Origin of the sequence: Kitasatospora sp. McL0602, from assembly GCF_052076145.1 — a bacterium.
In the GTDB taxonomy this organism is placed as follows: domain Bacteria; phylum Actinomycetota; class Actinomycetes; order Streptomycetales; family Streptomycetaceae; genus Kitasatospora.
In genome coordinates this window covers 4952438-4972579 of sequence record NZ_CP197246.1, presented here as the reverse complement: position 1 = coordinate 4972579, position 20142 = coordinate 4952438, and the positions used below count along the sequence as shown (strand labels likewise).

General features: G+C 73.0%; 18 protein-coding genes. 7 read left to right on the top strand and 11 right to left on the bottom strand.

All coding sequences use genetic code 11. The annotated features are described in order from the left end of the window. Window positions 1–21 precede the first annotated feature (21 nt). On the bottom strand, window positions 22–1134 hold the full coding sequence (locus tag ACR68M_RS22760; protein WP_441245953.1) for a low temperature requirement protein A: 1113 nt from the start codon (window positions 1132–1134) through the stop codon (window positions 22–24). A 120-nt stretch (window positions 1135–1254) separates the two neighbouring features. Continuing rightward, window positions 1255–2034 carry an HAD-IIA family hydrolase gene (locus tag ACR68M_RS22755; protein WP_441245952.1) on the bottom strand — a complete coding sequence of 260 codons (780 nt, stop codon included), beginning with the start codon at window positions 2032–2034 and terminating at the stop codon, window positions 1255–1257. Between the two features lie 290 nt (window positions 2035–2324). Between ACR68M_RS22755 and ACR68M_RS22750 the strand changes: the two genes are divergently transcribed. The 4 genes from ACR68M_RS22750 (at window position 2325) to ACR68M_RS22735 (ending at window position 5540) form a co-directional block, all read left to right on the top strand. Then, window positions 2325–3251, top strand: coding sequence for a lytic polysaccharide monooxygenase auxiliary activity family 9 protein (locus ACR68M_RS22750; protein ID WP_441245951.1), 927 nt, complete (start codon window positions 2325–2327; stop codon window positions 3249–3251). A 37-nt stretch (window positions 3252–3288) separates the two neighbouring features. Then, on the top strand, window positions 3289–4362 hold the full coding sequence (locus ACR68M_RS22745) for a Gfo/Idh/MocA family oxidoreductase (RefSeq protein WP_441245950.1): 1074 nt from the start codon (window positions 3289–3291) through the stop codon (window positions 4360–4362). Between the two features lie 95 nt (window positions 4363–4457). Then, on the top strand, window positions 4458–4745 hold the full coding sequence (locus ACR68M_RS22740) for a DUF6412 domain-containing protein (RefSeq protein WP_441251689.1): 288 nt from the start codon (window positions 4458–4460) through the stop codon (window positions 4743–4745). A 72-nt stretch (window positions 4746–4817) separates the two neighbouring features. After that, window positions 4818–5540, top strand: coding sequence for a YidC/Oxa1 family membrane protein insertase (locus ACR68M_RS22735; RefSeq protein WP_441245949.1), 723 nt, complete (start codon window positions 4818–4820; stop codon window positions 5538–5540). A 21-nt stretch (window positions 5541–5561) separates the two neighbouring features. Here the strand turns inward: ACR68M_RS22735 and ACR68M_RS22730 are convergent, their stop codons facing one another. The 7 genes from ACR68M_RS22730 to ACR68M_RS22700 are packed head-to-tail and all read right to left on the bottom strand — an operon-like array spanning window position 5562 to window position 13159. Next, window positions 5562–6599, bottom strand: coding sequence for an adenosine deaminase (locus tag ACR68M_RS22730; RefSeq protein WP_441245948.1), 1038 nt, complete (start codon window positions 6597–6599; stop codon window positions 5562–5564). A gap of 54 nt (window positions 6600–6653) precedes the next feature. Next, window positions 6654–7967 (bottom strand): DUF445 domain-containing protein, encoded by a 1314-nt coding sequence (locus ACR68M_RS22725; protein WP_441245947.1) that lies wholly within the window; start codon window positions 7965–7967, stop codon window positions 6654–6656. 36 nt (window positions 7968–8003) lie between these two features. Further along, complete coding sequence (locus tag ACR68M_RS22720) at window positions 8004–9293, bottom strand: nucleotide sugar dehydrogenase (RefSeq protein WP_441251688.1); 1290 nt, start codon at window positions 9291–9293, stop codon at window positions 8004–8006. Window positions 9294–9298: 5 nt separating this feature from the next. After that, complete coding sequence (locus tag ACR68M_RS22715; protein WP_441245946.1) at window positions 9299–10426, bottom strand: glycosyltransferase family 2 protein; 1128 nt, start codon at window positions 10424–10426, stop codon at window positions 9299–9301. 52 nt (window positions 10427–10478) lie between these two features. Then, entirely contained in the window at window positions 10479–11438 is a 960-nt protein-coding gene (locus ACR68M_RS22710) for an ABC transporter ATP-binding protein (RefSeq protein ID WP_441245945.1), read from the bottom strand. Between the two features lie 31 nt (window positions 11439–11469). After that, complete coding sequence (locus ACR68M_RS22705; protein WP_441245944.1) at window positions 11470–12333, bottom strand: ABC transporter permease; 864 nt, start codon at window positions 12331–12333, stop codon at window positions 11470–11472. Then, window positions 12326–13159, bottom strand: coding sequence for an ABC transporter permease (locus ACR68M_RS22700; protein ID WP_441245943.1), 834 nt, complete (start codon window positions 13157–13159; stop codon window positions 12326–12328). The genes ACR68M_RS22705 and ACR68M_RS22700 overlap by 8 nt, the downstream gene beginning before the upstream one ends. A gap of 240 nt (window positions 13160–13399) precedes the next feature. On the opposite strand from ACR68M_RS22700, the gene ACR68M_RS22695 reads away from it, so the two are divergent. After that, on the top strand, window positions 13400–15724 hold the full coding sequence (locus ACR68M_RS22695) for a transglycosylase domain-containing protein (RefSeq protein WP_441245942.1): 2325 nt from the start codon (window positions 13400–13402) through the stop codon (window positions 15722–15724). A gap of 90 nt (window positions 15725–15814) precedes the next feature. Continuing rightward, window positions 15815–18658: an AfsR/SARP family transcriptional regulator gene (locus ACR68M_RS22690; protein ID WP_441245941.1), complete on the top strand. Its 2844-nt coding sequence runs from the start codon at window positions 15815–15817 to the stop codon at window positions 18656–18658. Window positions 18659–18667: 9 nt separating this feature from the next. On the opposite strand, the gene ACR68M_RS22685 is transcribed toward ACR68M_RS22690, so the two are convergent. Together ACR68M_RS22685 and ACR68M_RS22680 are read right to left on the bottom strand one after the other, a co-directional pair. After that, entirely contained in the window at window positions 18668–19021 is a 354-nt protein-coding gene (locus ACR68M_RS22685) for a GroES family chaperonin (RefSeq protein WP_441251687.1), read from the bottom strand. Window positions 19022–19139: 118 nt separating this feature from the next. After that, window positions 19140–19478, bottom strand: a complete 339-nt coding sequence (locus ACR68M_RS22680) for a DUF3618 domain-containing protein (RefSeq protein ID WP_441245940.1) — start codon at window positions 19476–19478, stop codon at window positions 19140–19142. A 146-nt stretch (window positions 19479–19624) separates the two neighbouring features. Between ACR68M_RS22680 and bcp the strand changes: the two genes are divergently transcribed. Continuing rightward, a complete protein-coding gene (gene bcp / locus ACR68M_RS22675; protein WP_441245939.1) occupies window positions 19625–20098 on the top strand; it encodes a thioredoxin-dependent thiol peroxidase in 474 nt (157 codons plus the stop codon). Window positions 20099–20142 lie beyond the last annotated feature (44 nt).

Here is a 20142-nt window from a genome sequence, read left to right as displayed (position 1 = left end):
CCACTCCGAACACCCCGAACGCTACACAGCCGCACCGACAGCGCGCCGGACACGGAGGTACTCGCCCAGGTTCAGCGCCCCGAGGACGGCAGCCAGCACGGCCAGTGCACCGAGCGCGGGCATCCGCACCATCAGCGGCAGCAGGGCCAGCACGACGGCGGCGGCCGCCAGCCTGGTCGGCGAGACGGCGCGGAACATCATCCACCGGGTGTAGCTGAAGCTCAGCAGGTAGAGCGCGCACCCGCCGTACAGCAGCCCGAGCGGCCCGACGGCGAGGGCGCTGCCCGGTTCGGCGACGGTCTCGCCGAAGCCGACCGCGACGGCGATCACCCCGGCGATCAGGGCGAGGTGGCCGTAGCTGAAGACCCGGCGGATGACGTCCCGCCGGGAGTCGGCCGTCTCGATCGCGAACCGCATCGCGTCCGAGGCGTAGCCGAAGTAGAGCCACCAGAGTTCGCAGGAGATCACGAACGCCGTGGCGACGGAGGCGAGTTCGGCGACGCCGAGGTGGGCGGCCGAGACGGGTGCGCCGATCCCGACGATCGACTCGCCGAGCGCGATCAGCAGGAACAGGCCGAACCGCTCGGGCAGGTGCGCCGGGTGGTAGGTGACCTTGGCCAGCCGCCGCCGGAAGACCACCGGCGCGGTGAGGTCGCAGAGTGCGGCCAGCGCCCACAGCGCCGTCCGGGCCCAGCCGTCGAGCAGCCCGCCCGCGAGCAGCAGCGGCCCGCTGACGGCCGCGCCGACCCCGTACGGCCCGAGCCAGACGCCCCGCACCCGGCCCCTCCCCAGGGCCAGCAGCCCGAGCAGCACCAGCCGCGCGTACCAGTACGCCGCGCCGAACAGCAGCCCGCGCGGGCCGTCCGTCCCGGGGATCGCGAGTGCCATGAAGAGACCACCGAGACCTACGGCGAAGATCCCCAGCCGGTCCCTCGGGTTGTCGACGTCACGGATGTTGGCCTGCACGGTGGTGCCCACCCAGCACCAGTACACCGGGACGAACACGACGACGGCGCGGGCGAGTTCGGGCCAGCCGTGCCGGTGGTGCAGCAGCGCCGACACCTGCGTGACGGCGAACACGAAGACCAGGTCGAAGTACAACTCCGCCCAGGTGACCCGCTTCTCCTCGACCATCGGCCTTCCACTCCCCCGAAACCGAACCCGAGCCCGACCTGTGCCTGTGGCTCTGCCCATGCCTGTGCGAAAGCCCCGCCCTCCGTCGGGAGAGGCGGGGCCGGAGCACCGTACCGGACCCTAGATCAGCTCGATCAGGTCGGCGATCGACTTGGCGACCCGGGTCGGACGGTACGGGTACCGCTCGATGTCGGCCGCGCCGGTGAGACCGGTGAGCACCAGGATGGTCTCCATGCCGGCCTCCATGCCCGCCACGATGTCGGTGTCCATCCGGTCGCCGATCATCACGGCGGTCTCGGAGTGGGCCCCGGCCGTGTTGAGCGCCTCGCGCATCATCAGCGGGTTGGGCTTGCCGACGAAGTACGGGTCGACGCCGGTCGCCTTGGTGATCAGCGCGGCGACCGAGCCGGTGGCCGGGAGGACGCCCTCGGTGGAGGGGCCGGTCTCGTCCGGGTTGGTGCAGATGAAGCGGGCCCCCGCGTTGATCAGGCGGATCGCCTTGGTCAGCGCCTCGAAGCTGTAGGTGCGGGTCTCGCCGAGCACCACGTAGTCGGGGTTGTTGTCGGTCAGCACGTAGCCGGCCTGGTAGAGCGCGGTGGTCAGGCCCGCCTCGCCGATGACGTACGCGGTGCCGCCGGGGCGCTGGCCCTTGAGGAACTTCGCGGTGGCCAGGGCCGAGGTCCAGATGCACTCCTCCGGCACCTCCAGGCCCATCCCGGCGAGGCGGGCGGCCAGGTCACGCGGGGTGTAGATGGAGTTGTTGGTGAGGACGAGGAAGGGCTTGCCGGACTCCCTCAGGCGCTGGATGAACTCCTTGGCGCCGGCGATCGGCGTGCCCTCATGGATGAGGACGCCGTCCATGTCGGTCAGCCAGGACTCGATGGGCTTGCGTTCTGCCACGTGCGTGTCTCCCGAAGTCGTGCGGTGGTCGTACTGAACGTGCTGCCCCACCGCCCGTACGCACCGGTCGGCCGGGGTACTGCTGGCTGCCCCAACGCCCTCAGCCTAATCCGCACGCCTGCCCGACGGGAGCATGTCCCGCCCACCGGACTGCGCCTCGAACCGCTCGCACAGAGGGTCAACGGCTCCTTAAGGCGCCCCTAACCGCACTGATTGTCCGTCAAGCGGACTGGCTAGCAGGGCTAGCGTTCCCAGCGCACCCACCCTCAAGCCCGCCCAGGAGCTCCGCCATGCCCTCCGCCCGACGCACCACAGCAGCCACATCAGCCGCAGCCGTCGCTCTCACCGCCGCCCTCGCGGGCCTCGGCACCGGCACCGCGTACGCGCACGGCTCCATGCAGAACCCCCTCAGCCGGCTGGAGGGCTGCTACCTGGAGGGCGCCGAGCACCCCGTCTCGGCCGCCTGCCGGGCCGCCGTCGCGACCGGCGGCACCGCAGCCCTCTACGACTGGATGAGCCTGCGGATCGGCGACGCCGCCGGACGCCACCGCGAGCTGATCCCGGACGGCAAGCTGTGCAGCGCCGGGCAGGACACCTACCGCGGCCTCGACCTCCCGCGCGCCGACTGGCCCGCGACCAACCTCACCTCCGGCGCCGCCTACACCTTCACCTTCCGCGCCACCGCCCCGCACAAGGGCACCTTCCAGCTCTACCTCACCAACGCGAGCTACTCCCCCACCAAGCCGTTGACCTGGGCGAATCTCGACGCCACCCCCTTCCTCACGGTCACCGACCCACAGCTGGCCGACGGCAGCTACCTCCTCCCCGGCACGATCCCGGCGGGCCGGACCGGCCGTCAGCTGCTCTACGCGATCTGGCAGCGCTCGGACAGCCCGGAGGCGTTCTACTCCTGCTCCGACGTGGTCTTCGACGGCTCCGGCCGCACCGGCAGCTCGACCCCCGTCCCGTCCGGCGCGCCGAGCATGAACCACTCGCACTCGGCACCTCCCGTCGTGCCCGCAGCCGCAGCCGTCACCGTGACCACCACCGCCCAGCCCCCTACCGCCCAGCCCCCCGTTGCCCGGTCCCTGGCACAGACCGGCAGCGGCCGCGCCACCGCGCTGCTCACCGCCGTCGGCGCCGCGTTCGTGCTGGCGGGTGCCACCGTCACGGTGCTGCACCGCCGTCGCCGCTCCGGCGGCGCCCACGCGCGCTGACCCGGGAGGCGCGCCCGGCCGTGATTGAGTGAGGGGCATGAGCTCCGAGCCCCGCACCCCGTTCCGCGTCGGCCTGATCGGCTACGGCCTGGCCGGCTCCGCCTTCCACGCCCCGTTGATCGCCACCACCCCCGGTCTGCGGCTGGACGCGGTGGTGACCGCCAACCCCGAACGCCGCGCCCAACTGCACCAGCAGCACCCGGACGCACGACCGCTCGACACCCCTGAGCAACTGTTCGAGCAGGCCGACAGCCTCGACCTCGTCGTGATCGCCTCGCCCAACCGCACCCACGTGCCGCTGGCCCGCGCCGCGCTATCGGCCGGGCTCGCGACGGTGGTCGACAAGCCGCTCGCCGCCACGGCGGCCGAGGCCGCCGGGCTCTGCTCGCTCGCGGAGCAGCGCGGCACGCTGCTCTCGGTCTTCCAGAACCGCCGCTGGGACGGCGACTTCCTCACCGCCCGCCGGCTGGTCACCGAGGGCGCGCTCGGCCGGGTGCACCGCTTCGAGTCCCGCTTCGAGCGCTTCCGCCCAAAGCCGAAGGCGGGCTGGCGCGAGCTGGCCGACCCGGCCGAGGTCGGCGGCACGCTCTACGACCTGGGCAGCCACCTGGTCGACCAGGCCCTGAGCCTGTTCGGGCCGGTCGACTCGGTGTACGCGGAGATCGACGTCCGCCGCGACGGCGCGGTCGTCGACGACGACGCCTTCCTCGCCCTCACCCACGCCTCCGGCGTCCGCTCCCACCTCTGGACGAGCGCGATCACCCCGCTGATCGGGCCCCGCCTGCGGGTGCTCGGCGACTCCGCCGGGTACGTCAAGCACGGCATGGACCCGCAGGAGGCGGACCTCCGCAACGGCCGCCGTCCGGGCGACGGCACCCCGTGGGGCGCGGAGGACGCAGCCGCCCACGGCACGCTCGGCACCGACGAGTCCGCCGTCCGCACCCCCACCGACCCCGGCGACTACCCGGCCTACTACGCGGGCATCGCCCGCTCGCTCGCCACCGGCACACCGCCCCCAGTCGACCCGCGCGACGCCGTCGCGACCCTCACCGTCCTCGAAGCCGCACACGGTTCGGCCGCGACCGGCACCACCGTTCGCCTCGCCCCCTGACAGCACGGCCCCGGCGCCACGACCCTTGACGCCGCGCGTACGATCGGCGCAGTGGAGCTTGACACCCGAGACCCGAGAGGAGCCCCGCCGTGCCGATGATCGCGATGCTGCTCGGGCTGCTCCGGGTCCTGACGGGTGATCTGCTGGCCGGGCCCGCCGGGCTGACCACGGTCGCGGCCGCCGCGACCCTGGTGCTGCTGGCGGGCGTCGTCGCGGGCACGCTCGCGACCGCCCGGCTGCTCGGGGCGCGGGCCCCGGCCTTCGTCCGCGACGGGGCGCTGCGAAGGCGCGCGTTCCGGACCGCCTTCCTCCCTCAGCGTGATCCGGATGCCCGGGGCCGTCGGCGCCCCAGGGCCCCGGGCGCGGCCCTGGCGGCCGCGTAACACCGCACTTCCCGTACGCGGCCGTCCTCCGCCGAAATCTCACTCACGAGACCCCGGAGGGCTCGCTTCACCATGTCTGTCTTCGCCGTGCTCGACCCCGCCGTCCACCTGGCGCACGACGCCGTGTCGGTGCTCGCCCAGCTGCTGCCGACCGCGCTCGCGATCATGCTGTTCACCGTCTGCGTCCGGCTCGCCCTGCACCCGCTCGCCCGCGCCGCCGCGCGTGGGGAGAAGACCCGGCAGCGGCTCGCCCCGCAGGTCGCGGAGCTCCAGCGCAAGCACAAGGGCAAGCCCGAGAAGCTCCAGGCGGCGATGACGGAGCTCTACCGCGCCGAGAAGTCCTCGCCGTTCGCGGGCTGCCTGCCGATGCTGATCCAGATCCCGTTCTTCTCAGTGATGTACCGGCTGTTCACCACCCCGAACGACCTGCTCGGCCACACCCTGTTCGGTGTCCCGCTCGGGCAGCACGTCAGCGGGGCGCACGGGGCCCAGCTGCTGGTGTTCGGCGCCCTGTACGCGGCGCTGGCCGCCGTCGGCTGGGTGACCTTCCGCCGCGCCCGCCGGACGGCGGCGGCCGCCGTCACCCCGACCCCGACCCCAGGTGCAGCCTTCCTGCCGTACCTCTCCTTCGGCACGGTCCTCTTCGCCGCTCTCGTCCCGCTCGCGGCCGGGCTCTACCTGCTCACCACCACCGCCTGGACGGCGGCCGAACGCGGTCTGCTGCACGGCGACGTGAAGCTCCCGCGCCTGGCCGCCCTCAAGGAGCGCCGGGCGGAGCCGAGGCAGGTCGCATGAGCGCCCAGGGCCTGTCCGGCCCTAGCGGCCCCAGCCCGCCAGGTAGGTGTCGATCTCGCCGGTGAGGCGGGCCTTGCCGGGGGCGTCGAGGAAGGAGGCTTCCACGGCGTTCCTGGCGAGGGCGGCGATGCCGGTCTCGTCCAGGCCGAGGAGGCGGGCCGCGACGGCGTACTCGGTGTTGAGGTCGGTGCCGAACATCGGCGGGTCGTCGCTGTTGACGGTGACGAGGAGACCCGCGTCGACCATCTGCCGGATCGGGTGCTCCTCGATCCGCTCGACCACGCGGGTGGCGAGGTTGGAGGTCGGGCAGACCTCCAGCGCGATGCGGTGCTCGCCGAGATGGTCGAGCAGGGCCGGGTCCTTGACGGCCTGCGTGCCGTGGCCGATCCGCTCGGCGCCGAGGACGCGGATCGCGTCCCAGACCGTCTCGGGGCCGGTCGACTCGCCCGCGTGCGGGACGCTGTGCAGGCCGGCCGCTCGGGCGCGGTCGAAGTACGGCTTGAACTGCGGGCGCGGGACGCCGATCTCGGGGCCGCCGAGACCGAAGCTGACCAGGCCCTCGGGGGCCAGGTCGACGGCGAGGCGGGCGGTCTCCTCGGCGGCGGCCAGCCCTGCCTCGCCGGGGATGTCGAAGCACCAGCGCAGCACGACCCCGAGGTCCTTCTCGGCCGACTTCCGGGCGTCCTCGATGGCCTCCATGAAGGCGACGTCCGGGATGCCCCGGCTGACCGAGGAGTACGGGGTGATGGTCAGCTCGGCGTAGCGGATCTGCTGCCGGGCCATGTCCTCGGCGACGCCGTACGTCAGCGCACGGACGTCCTCGGCGTCGCGGATCAGGTCCACCACGCTCAGGTAGACCTCGATGAAGTGGGCGAAGTCGGTGAAGGTGAAGTACTCGGCGAGCGCCGCCGGGTCGGTCGGCACCTTCGACTGCCCCCGGTGCCGGGCGGCCAGCTCGGCGACCACCCGGGGCGAGGCCGAGCCCACGTGGTGCACGTGCAGCTCGGCCTTGGGCAGGCCCGCGATGAACGCCTCGATCCCGTACTTACCTTCAGACACGCCGTACTCCCTGGTCACTTCGGGTTGACTTCGAATCATCGCACGGCCACCGGCCTAGGCTCCGAAGGCCGTCGCCACCGTGTGGATGAGCAGCCCCGCGAGGGCGCCGACGACGGTGCCGTTGATCCGGATGAACTGGAGGTCGCGGCCGACGTTGGCCTCGATCTTGCGGGAGGCGTCGTCCGCGTCCCAGCCGGCCACCGTCTCGGAGATCAGCGAGGTGATCTCCTCGCGGTAGGTCTCGACCACGTACTGGGCGGCGTCCTGGAGCCAGCCGTCGGTCTTGGCCTGGAGTCGGGGGTCGGTGGCGAGGCGCTGCCCGAAGGTGCGCAGGCCGTCGCGGATGCGCCGCCGCAGCTCGCTCTGTTCGTCCTCGGCGGCGGTGACGACGAGGGTGCGGACGGCGGCCCAGGAGGAGGCGATCAGCTCCTGCACCTCGGCGCGGGCGAGCAGTTCGGCCTTGGCGCGCTCGACCCGGGCGATGGTCTCCGGGTCCTGCTGGAGTTCGGTGGCGAAGTCGGCGAGGAAGTTGTCGACGGCGCCCCGGGCGGCGTGCTCCGGGTCGTCACGGATGTCGGTGACGAAGCGCATCAGCTCCTTGTAGACCCGCTCGCCGACCTGGTGGTCGATGAAGCGGGGTGTCCAGCCGGGCGTCTTCTGGGTGACGCGCTGGACGACCTCCTCGTGGTTCTCGGCCAGCCAGTCGTGGGCCCGGACGGCGATCAGGTCCACGACGCCCCGGTGTCCGCCGTCGGCGACCACCTTGCCGAGCAGCCGCCCGGCGGGTTCGGCGACGGAGGTGGCGGCAGCGCGACGGGTGACGGCCTCGCTCACCACGGCCTGGACGTCCTCGTCGCGCAGCACCGCGAGCACCCCGCGCAGGGCGGCGGCCGCCTCGGTGGTGACGCGGTCGGCGCTGCCGGGGGCGGCCAGCCACTCGCCGAGCCGGCGGGCGATGCCGATCCGGGCCAGCCGGCCGCGCACCACGGAGGCGGAGAGGAAGTTGTCACCGACGAAGTCGCCGAGCGACTTGCCGAAGGCGTCCTTCTTCGTCGGGATGATCGCGGTGTGCGGGATCGGCAGGCCGAAGGGGCGGCGGAAGAGCGCGGTGACGGCGAACCAGTCCGCGAGCGCGCCGACCATCCCGGCCTCGGCGGCAGCGGCGACGTACCCGGCCCAGGCACCCCAGCCGGAGGCCCCGGCCCAGGTCGCCAGGGCGTAGATCACGGTGGCGAGGGCGAGCAGCCCGGTGGCGATCCGCTTCATCCGCCGGACGCCCTGGCGCTTCTCCTCGTCCGCTGCGGTGAAGCTCACGCCGACGCCGCGCGGCGCCTCGGTCTCCGGTCCGACTTTCTCATCGACAGTCACTCAGACAGTCTGCCCCGCCGACCCGCCGGAGCAGCGTCAACCCCCGCCGCCGAGCACCAGGTGCCGCACCTCCGCCCAGCGGGCCGGGTCGGTGCAGCGCCGCCCATCGAGCAGCACCCGGACGCCCGGCAGGTCGGCCGGGCCGAGGTCGCGGTACTCGGGGTGGTCGGCCTGGAGGACGGCCGCGGTGACGGGCTCGCCCCGGTGCGGGGGGAGACCGAGGGCCGTCAGCTCCTCGACGGTGTAGAGCGGGTCGCTGACGTACGGCACGCCCCCGGCCGCCCGGACGGCCTCGACCAGCGGGAAGACGCCGGAGTACGCGGTCTCCTTGACCCCGCCCCGGTACGCGGCGCCGAGCACCAGCACGCCCGCGCCGGCCAGGCTGCCGAGGGCGCCCGCGAGCAGGCCGACGGCGTAGGCGGGGACGGTCTCGTTGGCCTCGCGGGCGGCCCGGACGACGGTGGCCTGCGGGTCGTTCCACAGGTAGAGCCGGGGGTAGACGGGGATGCAGTGGCCGCCGACGGCGACGCCGGGGCGGTGCAGGTGGCTGTAGGGCTGGGAGTTGCAGGCGTCGATGACCTCGGCGAGGTCGACGCCGCAGCGGTCGGCGTACCGGGCGAACTGGTTGACCAGTGCGATGTTGACGTCCCGGTAGGTGGTCTCGGCGAGCTTGGCGAACTCGGCGGCCTCGGCGGAGTCGAGCGCCCAGACTCCGTTGCCGCGCTCCAGGTCGGGGCGCGGGTCGAAGTCGAGCACGGCGCGGTAGAACTCGACGCCCTGGCGGGTCGAGCGCGGGTCGATGCCGCCGACGAGTTTGGGGTAGCGGCGCAGGTCGGCGAAGACCCGTCCGGTGCGCACGCGTTCGGGGCTGAAGACCAGGCCGAAGTCCCGCCCGGCGACCAGGCCGGAGCCCAGCTCCAGCCGCTTCGCCCAGCGGCCCCGGGTGCTGCCGACCGGCAGGGTGGTCTCGTAGGCGACCAGGGTGCCCCGGCGCAGCCCGGCGGCGACGGCGTCGGTGGCGGAGTCGAGCATCGAGAAGTCGGGGGTGCCGTCGGCGGCGGTGACCAGCGGGACGACGATGACGACGGCGTCGGCGCCGTCGACGGCCGCCGTGGTGTCGGTGTCGGCCCGCAGCCGCCCGTCGGCGACGACCTCCTTGAGCAGCTCGTCGAGCCCGGCCTCGCGGGGGAACGGCGGACGGCCCTCGTTGACGGTGTGCACCACCTCCGGTGAGCAGTCGGCGCCGGTGACGTGGTGGCCCTTGGCGGCGAACTGCACCGCGAGCGGCAGGCCGAGCTTTCCCAGCCCGACCACGCAGATCTCCATCGTGCTCATCTCTTCTCCGCGGCTCTCGGGTGGGCGAAGAGCCCGTCCGGCAGGCCGAGTTGTGGGTTGCGGAAGGCGGGGTACCGGGCGTACTCGTGTGCCCCGTGCCGGAGCACCGGGGGGTCACCGTGGGCCAGCTCGTACTCGATCAGACCGCAGAGGGCGGCGAGCCGACCCCGGGTGGCGAGGGCCAGCCGGAGGCGGTCGGGGACGGGCAGGGCGGCCAGCAGCACAGGGTCGGTGTGAGCGCGGACGAGGTGGCCGACGCCCGCGCAGACGCGCTGTTGGGTGGGCCGGTCGAGGCCGAGGAAGCCGGCCTGGAGCAACTGCGGCACCTCCCAGCCGAAGTGCCGGGCGCGGATGGCGTCGCGGCACGGGCCGGGGGTGGTGAGCCGCTCGACCACCTGCTGGACGGCGGCGATGCCGTGCAGCCGCTCCAGCGGCCCGGCCCGGTGGGTGACGTTGCCGCCGTCGGCCCGGCGGACGAGGTGGTAGTAGTCGTAGTCGGCGAGCACGGAGACCCGGCGGGCGCGCAGCAGCGCCTCCAGCGTGAACGGCTGGTCGGAGTGGACGGGGAGGTCCTCGCGGCGGCGCAGCCGGTGCCGGAGCAGCAGCTCGCGGCGGAAGAGCTTGGTGTCGGCGAGCGCCCAGGGCAGGGCGGAGTCGGTGAAGCCGATCTCGCGGGCCGTCCGGTCGAAGATGCCCTGCGGTACGAGGCGTCCGTTCTCGCCGACCTGCCGGGGCAGCACGACGTCGGAGTGCCAGTGGTCGGCGGCGGCGACGAGGCGCTCCAGGGCCTCGGGGCCGAGCCAGTCGTCGGCGCCGAGGTAGAGCACGTACCGGCCCCGGGCCGCGGCCGTCCCCCGGTTGGTGGGGGCGGCCGGGCCGCCGGAGTTGGGTTGGTGGAGCAGCCGGAAGCGGCCCGGGTGCAGGGCTGCCCAGCGGCGCAGTTCCGCGCTGCTGCCGTCGGTCGAGCCGTCGTCGACGGCGACGATCTCCACCCGCGCCGGGTCGATGCTCTGCCCGACGAGCGAGGCGAGGCAGGCGGTCAGGTACGGCATGGTGTTGTAGACGGCGATCACGACGCTGACGTCGGGTGCGGCACCCCTCGTCTCCGGCCCTCGTAAAGTCACGAGGTGTCAACCGTGCTTGCCGCACTTGGGTTACTCGCTTAACCCACACGAGCTAACCGATGGGGACTTCGGCGTACATCCGGGCGATCACGTCCTCGATGGCGGGTTCGCGGACGGAGAGGTCGGCCAGCGGGTAGCCGGCGGCGACGGCGGCGACGATCGGGGCGGCGCTGTGCTGGGCGGGGAAGGCCAGCCACTGGCGCGGGCCGTCGACCTTGACGACGCGGGCGCCGGGCACGTCGATCGGGGGGTGGGTCTCGGCGAGGTCGACGACGAGGGTGCGTTCGCTCTCGCCGGCGGTGTGCAGGCCGTCGAGGCCGCCGTCGTAGACCACCCGGCCGTGGTCGATGACCATGACGCGGCCGCAGAGCTGCTCGATGTCGGTGAGGTCGTGGGTGGTGAGCAGCACCGTGGTGCCCTGCCCGGTGTTGACCTCGCGGAGGAACTCCCGGACGCGGCCCTTGCTGACGACGTCGAGGCCGATGGTGGGCTCGTCCAGGTAGAGCACCTGCGGGTCGTGCAGCAGGGCGGCCGCGAGATCGCCGCGCATCCGCTGGCCGAGCGAGAGCTGCCGGACGGGGGTGTCCAACAGGGCTGCGAGGTCGAGGAGTTCGACGCACCGGTCGAGGTTGGCGCGGTAGCGGGCGTCGGGGATGCGGTAGATCCGGCGGGCGAGTTCGAAGGAGTCGCGCAGCGGGAGGTCCCACCAGAGAGTGGTGCGCTGGCCGAAGACGACGCCGATCCGCCGGGCGAGGGCGGTGCGTTCTCGGGCCGGGTCGACGCCCGCGACGCTGAGCCGTCCGCCGGTGGGGACGAGGATGCCGGTGAGCATCTTGATGGTGGTGGACTTGCCGGCGCCGTTCGGGCCGATGTACCCGACGCATTCGCCCGCGTCGACGGTGAAGGTCAGGCCGTCGACGGCGCGCACCTCGCGCTTCTCGCGGCGCAGCCGGCCGGTCTTGGCCCGGACGGTGAAGGTGCGTCGTACGTCGTCGAGTTCGATGAGTGCCATGGGGTGTCTCCTGGGAAGGTCGGTGGGGTGGTCAGCTGCCGGTGCCCCGGTAGGCGCGCAGCCCGGCGCGCCAGGCGTACCCGGCGGCGGCGACGGCGAGGGCGGCGGCGACCGGGGACGCGTACTGGAAGGCGGTGGGAAGGCCGAGCGGGTCGGGGTGGCCGAGGATGCGCAGGGCGGGCAGCCAGTTGACGAAGGCGAGCGGGACACCGAAGACGACTCCGGCGACGATCTCCTTGGCGAAGATCGTCGGCGGGTAGTGCAGCAGGGTGGCGCCGCCGTAGGTGAAGGAGTTCTGGAGCTCGCGGGCCTCGCCCCACCAGAACTGGAGGGTGGCGAAGCCGATGAAGACGGCGGAGAAGATCACCGTGCCGCTGACCAGCATGGCCGGGACGAGCAGCAGGCGGTCGGGCGTCCAGTCGGCCTTGATCGCGTCGAGCGACCAGCCGAGGACGAGGACGGACTGGATCGGCCGCCCGAGCCGGCGCAGCGAGAAGCGTTCGGCGCAGAGCTGGGCGAGGGCGGGTGCGGGGCGGATCAGTACGGTGTCGAGGGTGCCGCTGCGGATGCGCTCGCCGAGCGCGTCGATGCTGCCGACCAGCAGGTTGGCCATGCCGAGGGGGAAGGCGGAGGTGCCGTAGAGGAAGGCGAGTTCGGGCAGCCGCCAGCCGCCGAGCTGCCCGGTGTGCTGGAACATCAGCACGATGACCACGAAGTCGAGCGAGGTCACGGCGATCGAGGCGAGCACCGAGAGCGCGAACGAGGCCCGGTACGCCATCAGGGCCCTGGTCCACATCCCGGCGATCAGCAGCCAGGAGCGGACGGCCCAGCGGGCGCGGGCGGCGAGGGTCTCGGCCACCCCGAAGTTCTCAGCCACCCTGAGGTTCTCAGCCACCCTGCACCACCACCTTGCGGGTGGCGAGGCTCTGGGCGAACCGCCCGGCGGCCAGCAGGGCGACGGCCCAGAGGAGTTGGAACCCGAGACCGCCGAGCAGCGCGCTGCCGGTGCGGCGCCCCAGGAAGACGTCGGTGGGGATCTGGATCAGCGCGGCCCAGGGCAGCAGCGGCGCGAGCTCGCCGAGCCAGCCGGGGAAGAGGCTGATCGGGAGCAGCATGCCGGAGAAGAACATCGCGACCACCAGCATCACGGCGCGGATGCCCTCGACGTCGTGCAGCCAGAACCCGGCCAGCGAGACGAGGAAGCGCAGCCCGAAGCTGACCACGACGGCGAGCAGGACGGAGAGCAGGAAGACCACCCAGGTCAGCGGGCTGTGCGGGATCCGGGTGTGGAAGAGGAGCATCCCGGCCAGGGTCGGCGCGATGCCCCGGGCGAGCAGGTGGAAGGCGGCCCGGCCGAGGTCGGTGGCGAGCCACCAGCCCTGGAAGTCGACCGGCCGGTAGAGGTCGACGGCGATGTCGCCGGTGCGGAAGCGCTCCTGGACGTCGTCCTGGAAGCCGCCGCCCCAGACCGCGACGGTGACCAGCAGGGCCTGGCTGACCCAGATGTAGGTGACGGCCTGCGCGGTGTCGTAGCCGCCGAGGCCGGGGCGGGCCTGCCAGAGGGCGAGGAAGGTGGAGGCCAGGATGCAGCCGAAGACCGTGTTGGTGAAGGCGCCCGCGAAGGTGGCGGCGCGGTAGGTGGAGAAGCGGCGGAAGGCTCCGGCGGCGACGGCCAGGTAGAGCCGGGCGGCGCCCGGTGGGAGCGGTGATGCTGTCACCATATTGTCTCCTTGTCGACTTGTTCGGGCTGACGGGGCCGCATGCGGGCAGGGCTGAGCAGCCCCGACCGGCGTGCCCCCCGGGGGTACGGGGGCGGCGGGCGGGGCTCTCTGACGCTGCGTTCGCTATCCGGTTGTCACCTTTCACCGTAGCGCCGTGAGCTTCGGGTCACATCCGTATTTTCTTCGCCCCGGCGGGCCGTGGAACCGCTCATTCCGGGCGAAGTCGCCCATAATCACCCCATGAGCGAGGAGCCTCCCCCCGACCAGCAGCCCACCCGGGAGAACCGGCCGCCGGACGGCCCGCCCGCCGCCGACCTGGAGGCGGAGGAGGGCTCGCGCCGCGACCGCCGCCGCGCGGCCCGCGCCGCCCGCCGGAGCCGCCGCCGCGCGATGCCCTGGTGGCGAAGGGCGGTGCCGACCTGGCGGATGACCCTCGGCGGGCTGCTCGGGCTGCTATTGCTCGGCATCGCCGCCTTCGTGACGCTCTATCTGCTCGTCTCCGTCCCCGATCCGAACGCCCACGCGGTGGCCCAGAGCAACGTCTACTACTACGCGGACGGCACCACCGAGCTGGCCCGCACCGGCTCCGTCAACCGCGAGGACGTGCCGATCCAGCAGATCCCGCTGGACACCCAGCACGCCGTGGTCTCCGCCGAGGACCGCAGCTTCTACCGGAACAAGGGCGTCGACCTCAAGGGCATGATCCGCGGGGCCTGGAACAGCGCAACCGGCAAGGGCCTGCAGGGAGGTTCGACGATCACCCAGCAGTACGTCAAGAACTACTACCTGACCCAGGAGCAGACCTACACCCGCAAGATCAAGGAGTTCTTCATCTCGCTCAAGGTCGACCAGCAGGAGAGCAAGGACGACATCCTGGCCGGCTACCTCAACACCAGCTACTTCGGCCGGGGCGCGTACGGCATCGAGACCGCCGCGAACGCCTACTACGGCGTGGACGTCTCCCGGCTGACGACGGCCCAGGGTGCGTACCTGGCCACCCTGCTGCAGGCGCCGAGCGCGTTCGACGTCAAGACCGCGAGCACGGCGGGCCGCGCCAAGGCCCTCGCCCGGTGGAACTACGTGCTCGACGGCATGGTCTCGCTCGGCTTCCTCGACGCGACCACCCGGGCCTCCCTCACCTTCCCCGAGCCGATCGACCCGCAGCCGGTCAAGGGCCTCAGCGGGCAGGCGGGTTATCTGGTCGACATCGCGGACGACTACCTCTCGGACTCCGGCGTGCTCGACGCCGCCACCCTCAAAGCCGGCGGCTGGAAGATCACCACCACCTTCGACAAGACCAAGCAGGACGCCTTCGTCGCCGCCGTCAAGGACGAGCTCACCTCCGAACTCGACACCGCCGCCCGGCCGAAGACCGACACCGACGTCCGGGTCTCCGGCGCCTCCGTCGAGCCCTCCACCGGCAAGGTCGTCGCCGTCTACGGCGGCCCGGACTACGCCAAGCAGCCGTTCAACGACGCCACCCGCCAGGACAACCAGGTCGGCTCCACCTTCAAGCCGATCGACCTCGCCGCCGGGCTGGACGGCCGCCACACCACCCAGGACGGCCGTGTCATCACCACCCAGACGCTGTACGACGGCACCAGCCGCCGCCCGGTGGTCGGCGGGCCGACACCGTACGCGCCGCCGAACGAGGACGACGTCAACTACGGCTCCATCACGCTGCGGTACGCGATGGTGAAGTCCGTCAACTCGGTCTACGCCCAGGAGGGCGTGGACGCCGGGCTCGACAACGTCCGGCAGACCGCGATCAAGCTCGGGCTGCCCGACTCGATCGACGGGATGGCCACCGGCAACACCTCGATGACCCTCGGCACCGCGACGCCGAGCGCACTCAACCTGGCCGCCGCCTACGCCAGTCTCGCCAACCACGGCCAGTCGCACACCCCCTGGGCCGTGCTCAAGCTGGAGAAGCCGGGCCTGTCCGATCTCCCCGCGCTGCCCCAGCACCCCTCCGCGACGGCGATCGGCCGGAACGCGGCGGACGCCGTCACCGGCGTGCTGGAGGACGTGATCGGCTCCGGCACCGGCGCCGCCGCACAGCGCCTGAACCGCCCGGCGGCCGGGAAGACCGGCACCACCGACAGCAACCTCTCCGCCTGGTTCGCCGGGTACACCCCCGAACTCACCACCGTCGTCGGCCTGTTCCGGGAGAACCCGCAGACCCACGCCAAGGAGTCGCTGGCCGGCACCGCCGGGTTCTCCCGGATCAACGGCGGCGCCTTCCCCACCGCGATCTGGACCTCCTACATGCGAGGCGCCCTGCGCGGCACCCCCACCCAGGACTTCGACCTCCAGACCGGCAACGACAACACCCAGCCGAGCACCCCCACCCCGACACCGACCCCCACGCCCACCCAGACCCGCACCCCGACGCCCTCCCCCTCCCCCACCCCGACGCCGACGCCCACATCCAGGCCCACCCCGACCCCCACTCCCACTCCCCCCCCGACGCAGACCCCGACGCAGACCCCGACGCCACCCTCCAGCAGCCCGGCCGCCGTCACGCCGTCGCCGAACACCGCCACCCCTCCCACCTCGCCCTGACGTCGGCTGACCAGGTCCGACACTCCCGTACCCCCCTGTCGGCCACCGACCCCCGATGGTCTAGCGTCTCCCCCGGTATAGGAGGCGATCTTGAGCGCGGGTTTGCTGTTCGGGGTACTGGGGCCCGTCCGGGTCTGGGTCGACCACGGCGGGGCGGACCACGGCGAGCGCGGCGTCTCCGCCGCCAAGCTGCGTAGCCTGCTCGCCCTGCTGGTCCTACGGGCGGGCGGCGCCGTGCCCGTCGACGAGTTGTACGAAGTCGCCTGGGAGGGACACCCGCCGACCCGGGCCCGCGCCGCGCTGCACACCGCGATGACCAGGCTCCGCCAGAGCATCGGCCCCACCGCCGGGGCGCTGCTCGTCAGCACCAACCCCGGCTACCTGCTCGACACGACCCCCGAGCAGACCGACTGCGGCCGCTTCCTGCTGGAGTGCGAGCGCGGGCGCGCGGCGCTGCGCGAGGCCCGGCACCAGGACGCCGCCGAACTGCTGGAGCGGGCTCTCGGCCGCTGGCGCGGCGCCTTCCTCGCCGACGTACCCGTGCAGCACCTGCACGACCAGTACGGGCGCCACCTGACCGAGGCCCGGCTCCAGGCCCTCGAATGGTCCGGCGAGGCGGAGCTCGCCCTCGGCCGCCAGGAACGGCTGCTGCCCACCCTGCGCAGACTCGCCGCCGAGCACCCGCTGCGCGAGCGTTTCCACGGCCAGCTGATGCTCGCGCTCTACCGCTCCGGGCTGACCGCCGAGGCCCTGGAGGCCTACCGGCACGCCCGAGCCGCCGTCCGCACCGAGCTGGGCGTCGAGCCGGGCCCGCAGCTGCGCGAGCTGCACCAGCGCATCCTCGCCGCCGACCCCGGGCTGGCCCTCCCCACCTCCGGCCCCGTCCCCAGCCTTTCCGCCGCCAGAGCCGCCGTCCGCCGCTCCCGCGAGCTCCCCACCCCGGCCCAGCTCCCCTACGACCTCGCCGACTTCACCGGCCGGCAGACCCACGTCGAGCGGCTGCGCGCGGAGCTCGGCCGGAGCAGCGGCCCGGTGATCGCCGTCATCGCCGGGGCGGGCGGGGTCGGCAAGACCAGCCTCGCCGTGCACGTCGCCCACCTGACCAGCCGGAGCTTCCCCGACGGGCAGCTCTACCTCGACCTGCGCGGGGTCAGCGCCGAGCCGCTCACCCCCGCCGACGTCGCCGCCCGGGTCATCCGCAGCCTGGGCCTCGGCCCCGGCGCCGTGCCCGCCGACGAGGCGGAGTGCCTCGCGCTCTACCGCAGCCTGCTCGCCCAGCGGCGCGCCCTGATCGTCCTCGACAACGCCCAGGGCACCGGGCAGGTCCGCCCGCTGCTGCCCGGCGGGTCGTCCAGCGCCGTCCTGGTCACCAGCCGCAACCGCCTGGCCGGGCTCCCCGCCACCCACCGGATCGACCTCACCGTCCTCGGCGAGGACGGCGCACGGGCGCTCTTCGCCCGCATCGTCGGCGCCGACCGCACCGCCGCCGAACCCGCCGCGACCGACGAGGTGCTGCGCGCCTGCTCCGGCCTACCGCTCGCCCTGCGGGTCGCCGCCTCCCGACTCACCGCCCACCCAGCCTGGAGCATCGGCACCCTCGCCGAACGGCTCGGCGACCACCTCCGTCGGCTCGACGAACTCCAACTCGACGACCTCGCCGTCCGGGCCAGCCTCGACCTCGGGTACGCGCACCTCACCGGGCCCGGCCCCGACGACCCGGCCCGCGCGCTGCGGCTGCTCGGCCTCTGGGACGGCGCAGACCTCGCCCTCCCGGCGGCGGCCGCCCTGCTCGGCGAGCCCCTCCGGCAGGCGGAGCAGACCCTCACCCTGCTCACCGACGCCCACCTGCTGGAGGAGAGCTCCCCCGGCCGGTACCGCTTCCACGACCTCGTCCGCCTCTACGCCGCCGAACGCGCCCACGCCGAGGAGCCCGAGAGTTCCCGCCGGGCCGCCCTGCACCGCCTCAGCTCCTGGTACCTGCGGACCTCGGCCGCCGCCGCCCTCACCCTGAAGCCCGGCCGCCGCCTCCCCGACCTGCCGCCACCCGTCGAGGCCGAGCCCGAGCCGCTCACCCCCGGCGGCTACGACGAGGCGCTGGCCTGGTACGACGCCGAGCGCGGCAACCTCGTCGGCGCCGTCCAGCACGCCGCCGAAGCCGGCCACCACGACCTGTGCTGGAAGCTCCCCGTCACCCTGCTCAACTTCCACCAGCTGCGCCGCAGTTGGTCCGAGTGGTTGGTAATGTACGAGCTGGCCCTCGGCTCGGCCCGAGCCCTCGGCGACCCGGCGGCCGAGGGCCGGGTGCTCAACGGGCTCGGCCTGGCCTACGAGGACCTGCACCAGTTCGAGAAGGCCGCCCCCTGCTACGAACGCTCAGTGCAGATCGCCCACGGCGCTGGCGACCGCGCCGCCGAGGGCTCGGCCCTCAACAACCTGGCGAACTGTCTGCGCAGCCTCGGCCGGCCCGAGGAGTCCTTCGGCTACTACGAGCGCAGCCTGGAACTCACCCGCTCCCGCGGCAGCCTGAACGAGGAGGCCTCCGGACTGAGCAACTTCGCCAACCTCCTGCAGGAGGTCGGACGGCTGGAGGAGGCGATCGACGTGCTCGGCCAGGCCCTCACGATCAGCCGGAAGCTCCCGCACCGCCTCTACGAGGGGATCATCCTCTCCAACATCGGCAACGTGTACAACGACCTGGGCCAACTCGTCCCCGCCGAACGGTACCTGCGCGAGGCGCTGGACATCGTCCGCGAGATCGGCGACCACCACGCCGAGGCCGTCACCCTCGGCCACCTCGCCCACACCCTCACCGACACCGGCCGCCACGACCAGGCGAAGGCCCTCCTGCAGGACTCCCTCGCCATCTTCGAGGACCTCCAGGCCCCCCAGGCCGCCGAGATCCGCGCACGCCTCGGCCGGCACGCCGACAGCTGACACCGAGCCTCAGAGATACAACCCCGTCGAGCCCTCCGCGTCACCGAACCGCATCCCCGCCACCGCGTGCAGGTCACGCTCGCGCAGCAGCACGTACGTCGCACCCCGCACCTCGACCTCCAGCTTGTCCTCCGGGTCGTACAGCACCCGGTCACCCGGCTCCACCGCACGCACGCTCTGGCCCACGGCCACCGCCTCCGCCCAGGTGCACCGCTTGCTCAGCTCGGCCGTCGCGGGGATCAGGATGCCCCCGGTCGAACGGCGCTCACCCTCGCTGCCCTCGGTCTTCACCAGGACGCGGTCGTGCAACATCTTGATCGGCAGCTTCTCGCCCAGCCGGTCGTGGCGCGGAGCCTCGTGCATCTGCTTGTCGTCGGTACTCACGCCCCCGACGGTACCGGGCCCGGCCCGCCCGCGTGACGCTGGCCCGGCATGCGGAAGGGGCCGGTGGCGCAGGCCCCGGCCCCTCCAGTACGACCACTCAGCCCCGGCGGCGCTTGCGAGCGGAGGCCACCAGCAGCAGCACCCCGGCACCCACCAGCGCGGCGGGCACGACCCGCTCCTTGCGCGGCCGGCCCTTCTCGTCCGTGAACTGCGCCTTGACCTGCTCGACCGCGCCACTCGCCGCGACGTACGCCCGCGCGGCCTTCTGCTCCACCGAAGCGCGCAGCTTCGCCTTGGTCTGGGCCGCCACCGTGCTCGGGTGCACCCGCACGGCGAGCTCGTCCAGCGTCACCGCGAGCTGCTCACGCGTCCGGGCGATGTTCGCCTCGATGTCGGCGGTCGTCCGCGCCTTGTCGTCTGTGCCGGCCTTGCCCACTCGGGCCACCCCTTCGCTGAATGTTGTCCTGTGCGACAAGGCCCAGTCTGTCAGTTGCCCTCCCCGCACGCGCGGCCCCACCCACCAATGGCGGTAGGTTTGCGGCGGTACGACCACCAGTCCACGCACGAGGAGAAGAACCCACCGTGAGCGAGCGCCTCAAGACCGGTGACACCGCCCCCGCCTTCACCCTGCCCGACGCCGACGGCCGGCAGGTGTCCCTCGCCGACCACCTCGGCCGCAAGGTGATCGTCTACTTCTACCCGGCCGCCCTCACCCCCGGCTGCACCACCCAGGCCTGCGACTTCACCGACAACCTCGAGGTCTTCGCCGGCGCCGGGTACGACGTCATCGGCATCTCCCCGGACAAGCCCGAGAAGCTCGGCAAGTTCCGCGAGGCCGAGGACCTCAAGGTCACCCTCGTCGCCGACCAGGACAAGTCCGTCCTGGAGGCCTACGGCGCGTACGGCGAGAAGAGCCTCTACGGCAAGACCGTCGTCGGCGTGATCCGCTCCACCGTCATCGTCGACGAGCAGGGCAAGGTCGAACACGCCCTCTACAACGTCAAGGCCACCGGCCACGTCGCCAAGCTGCTCCGCGACCTCAAGATCGAGGCCTAGCAAGAGCTGTCGGTGCCCCTGGCCCGTCCGCCAGGGGCACCGAC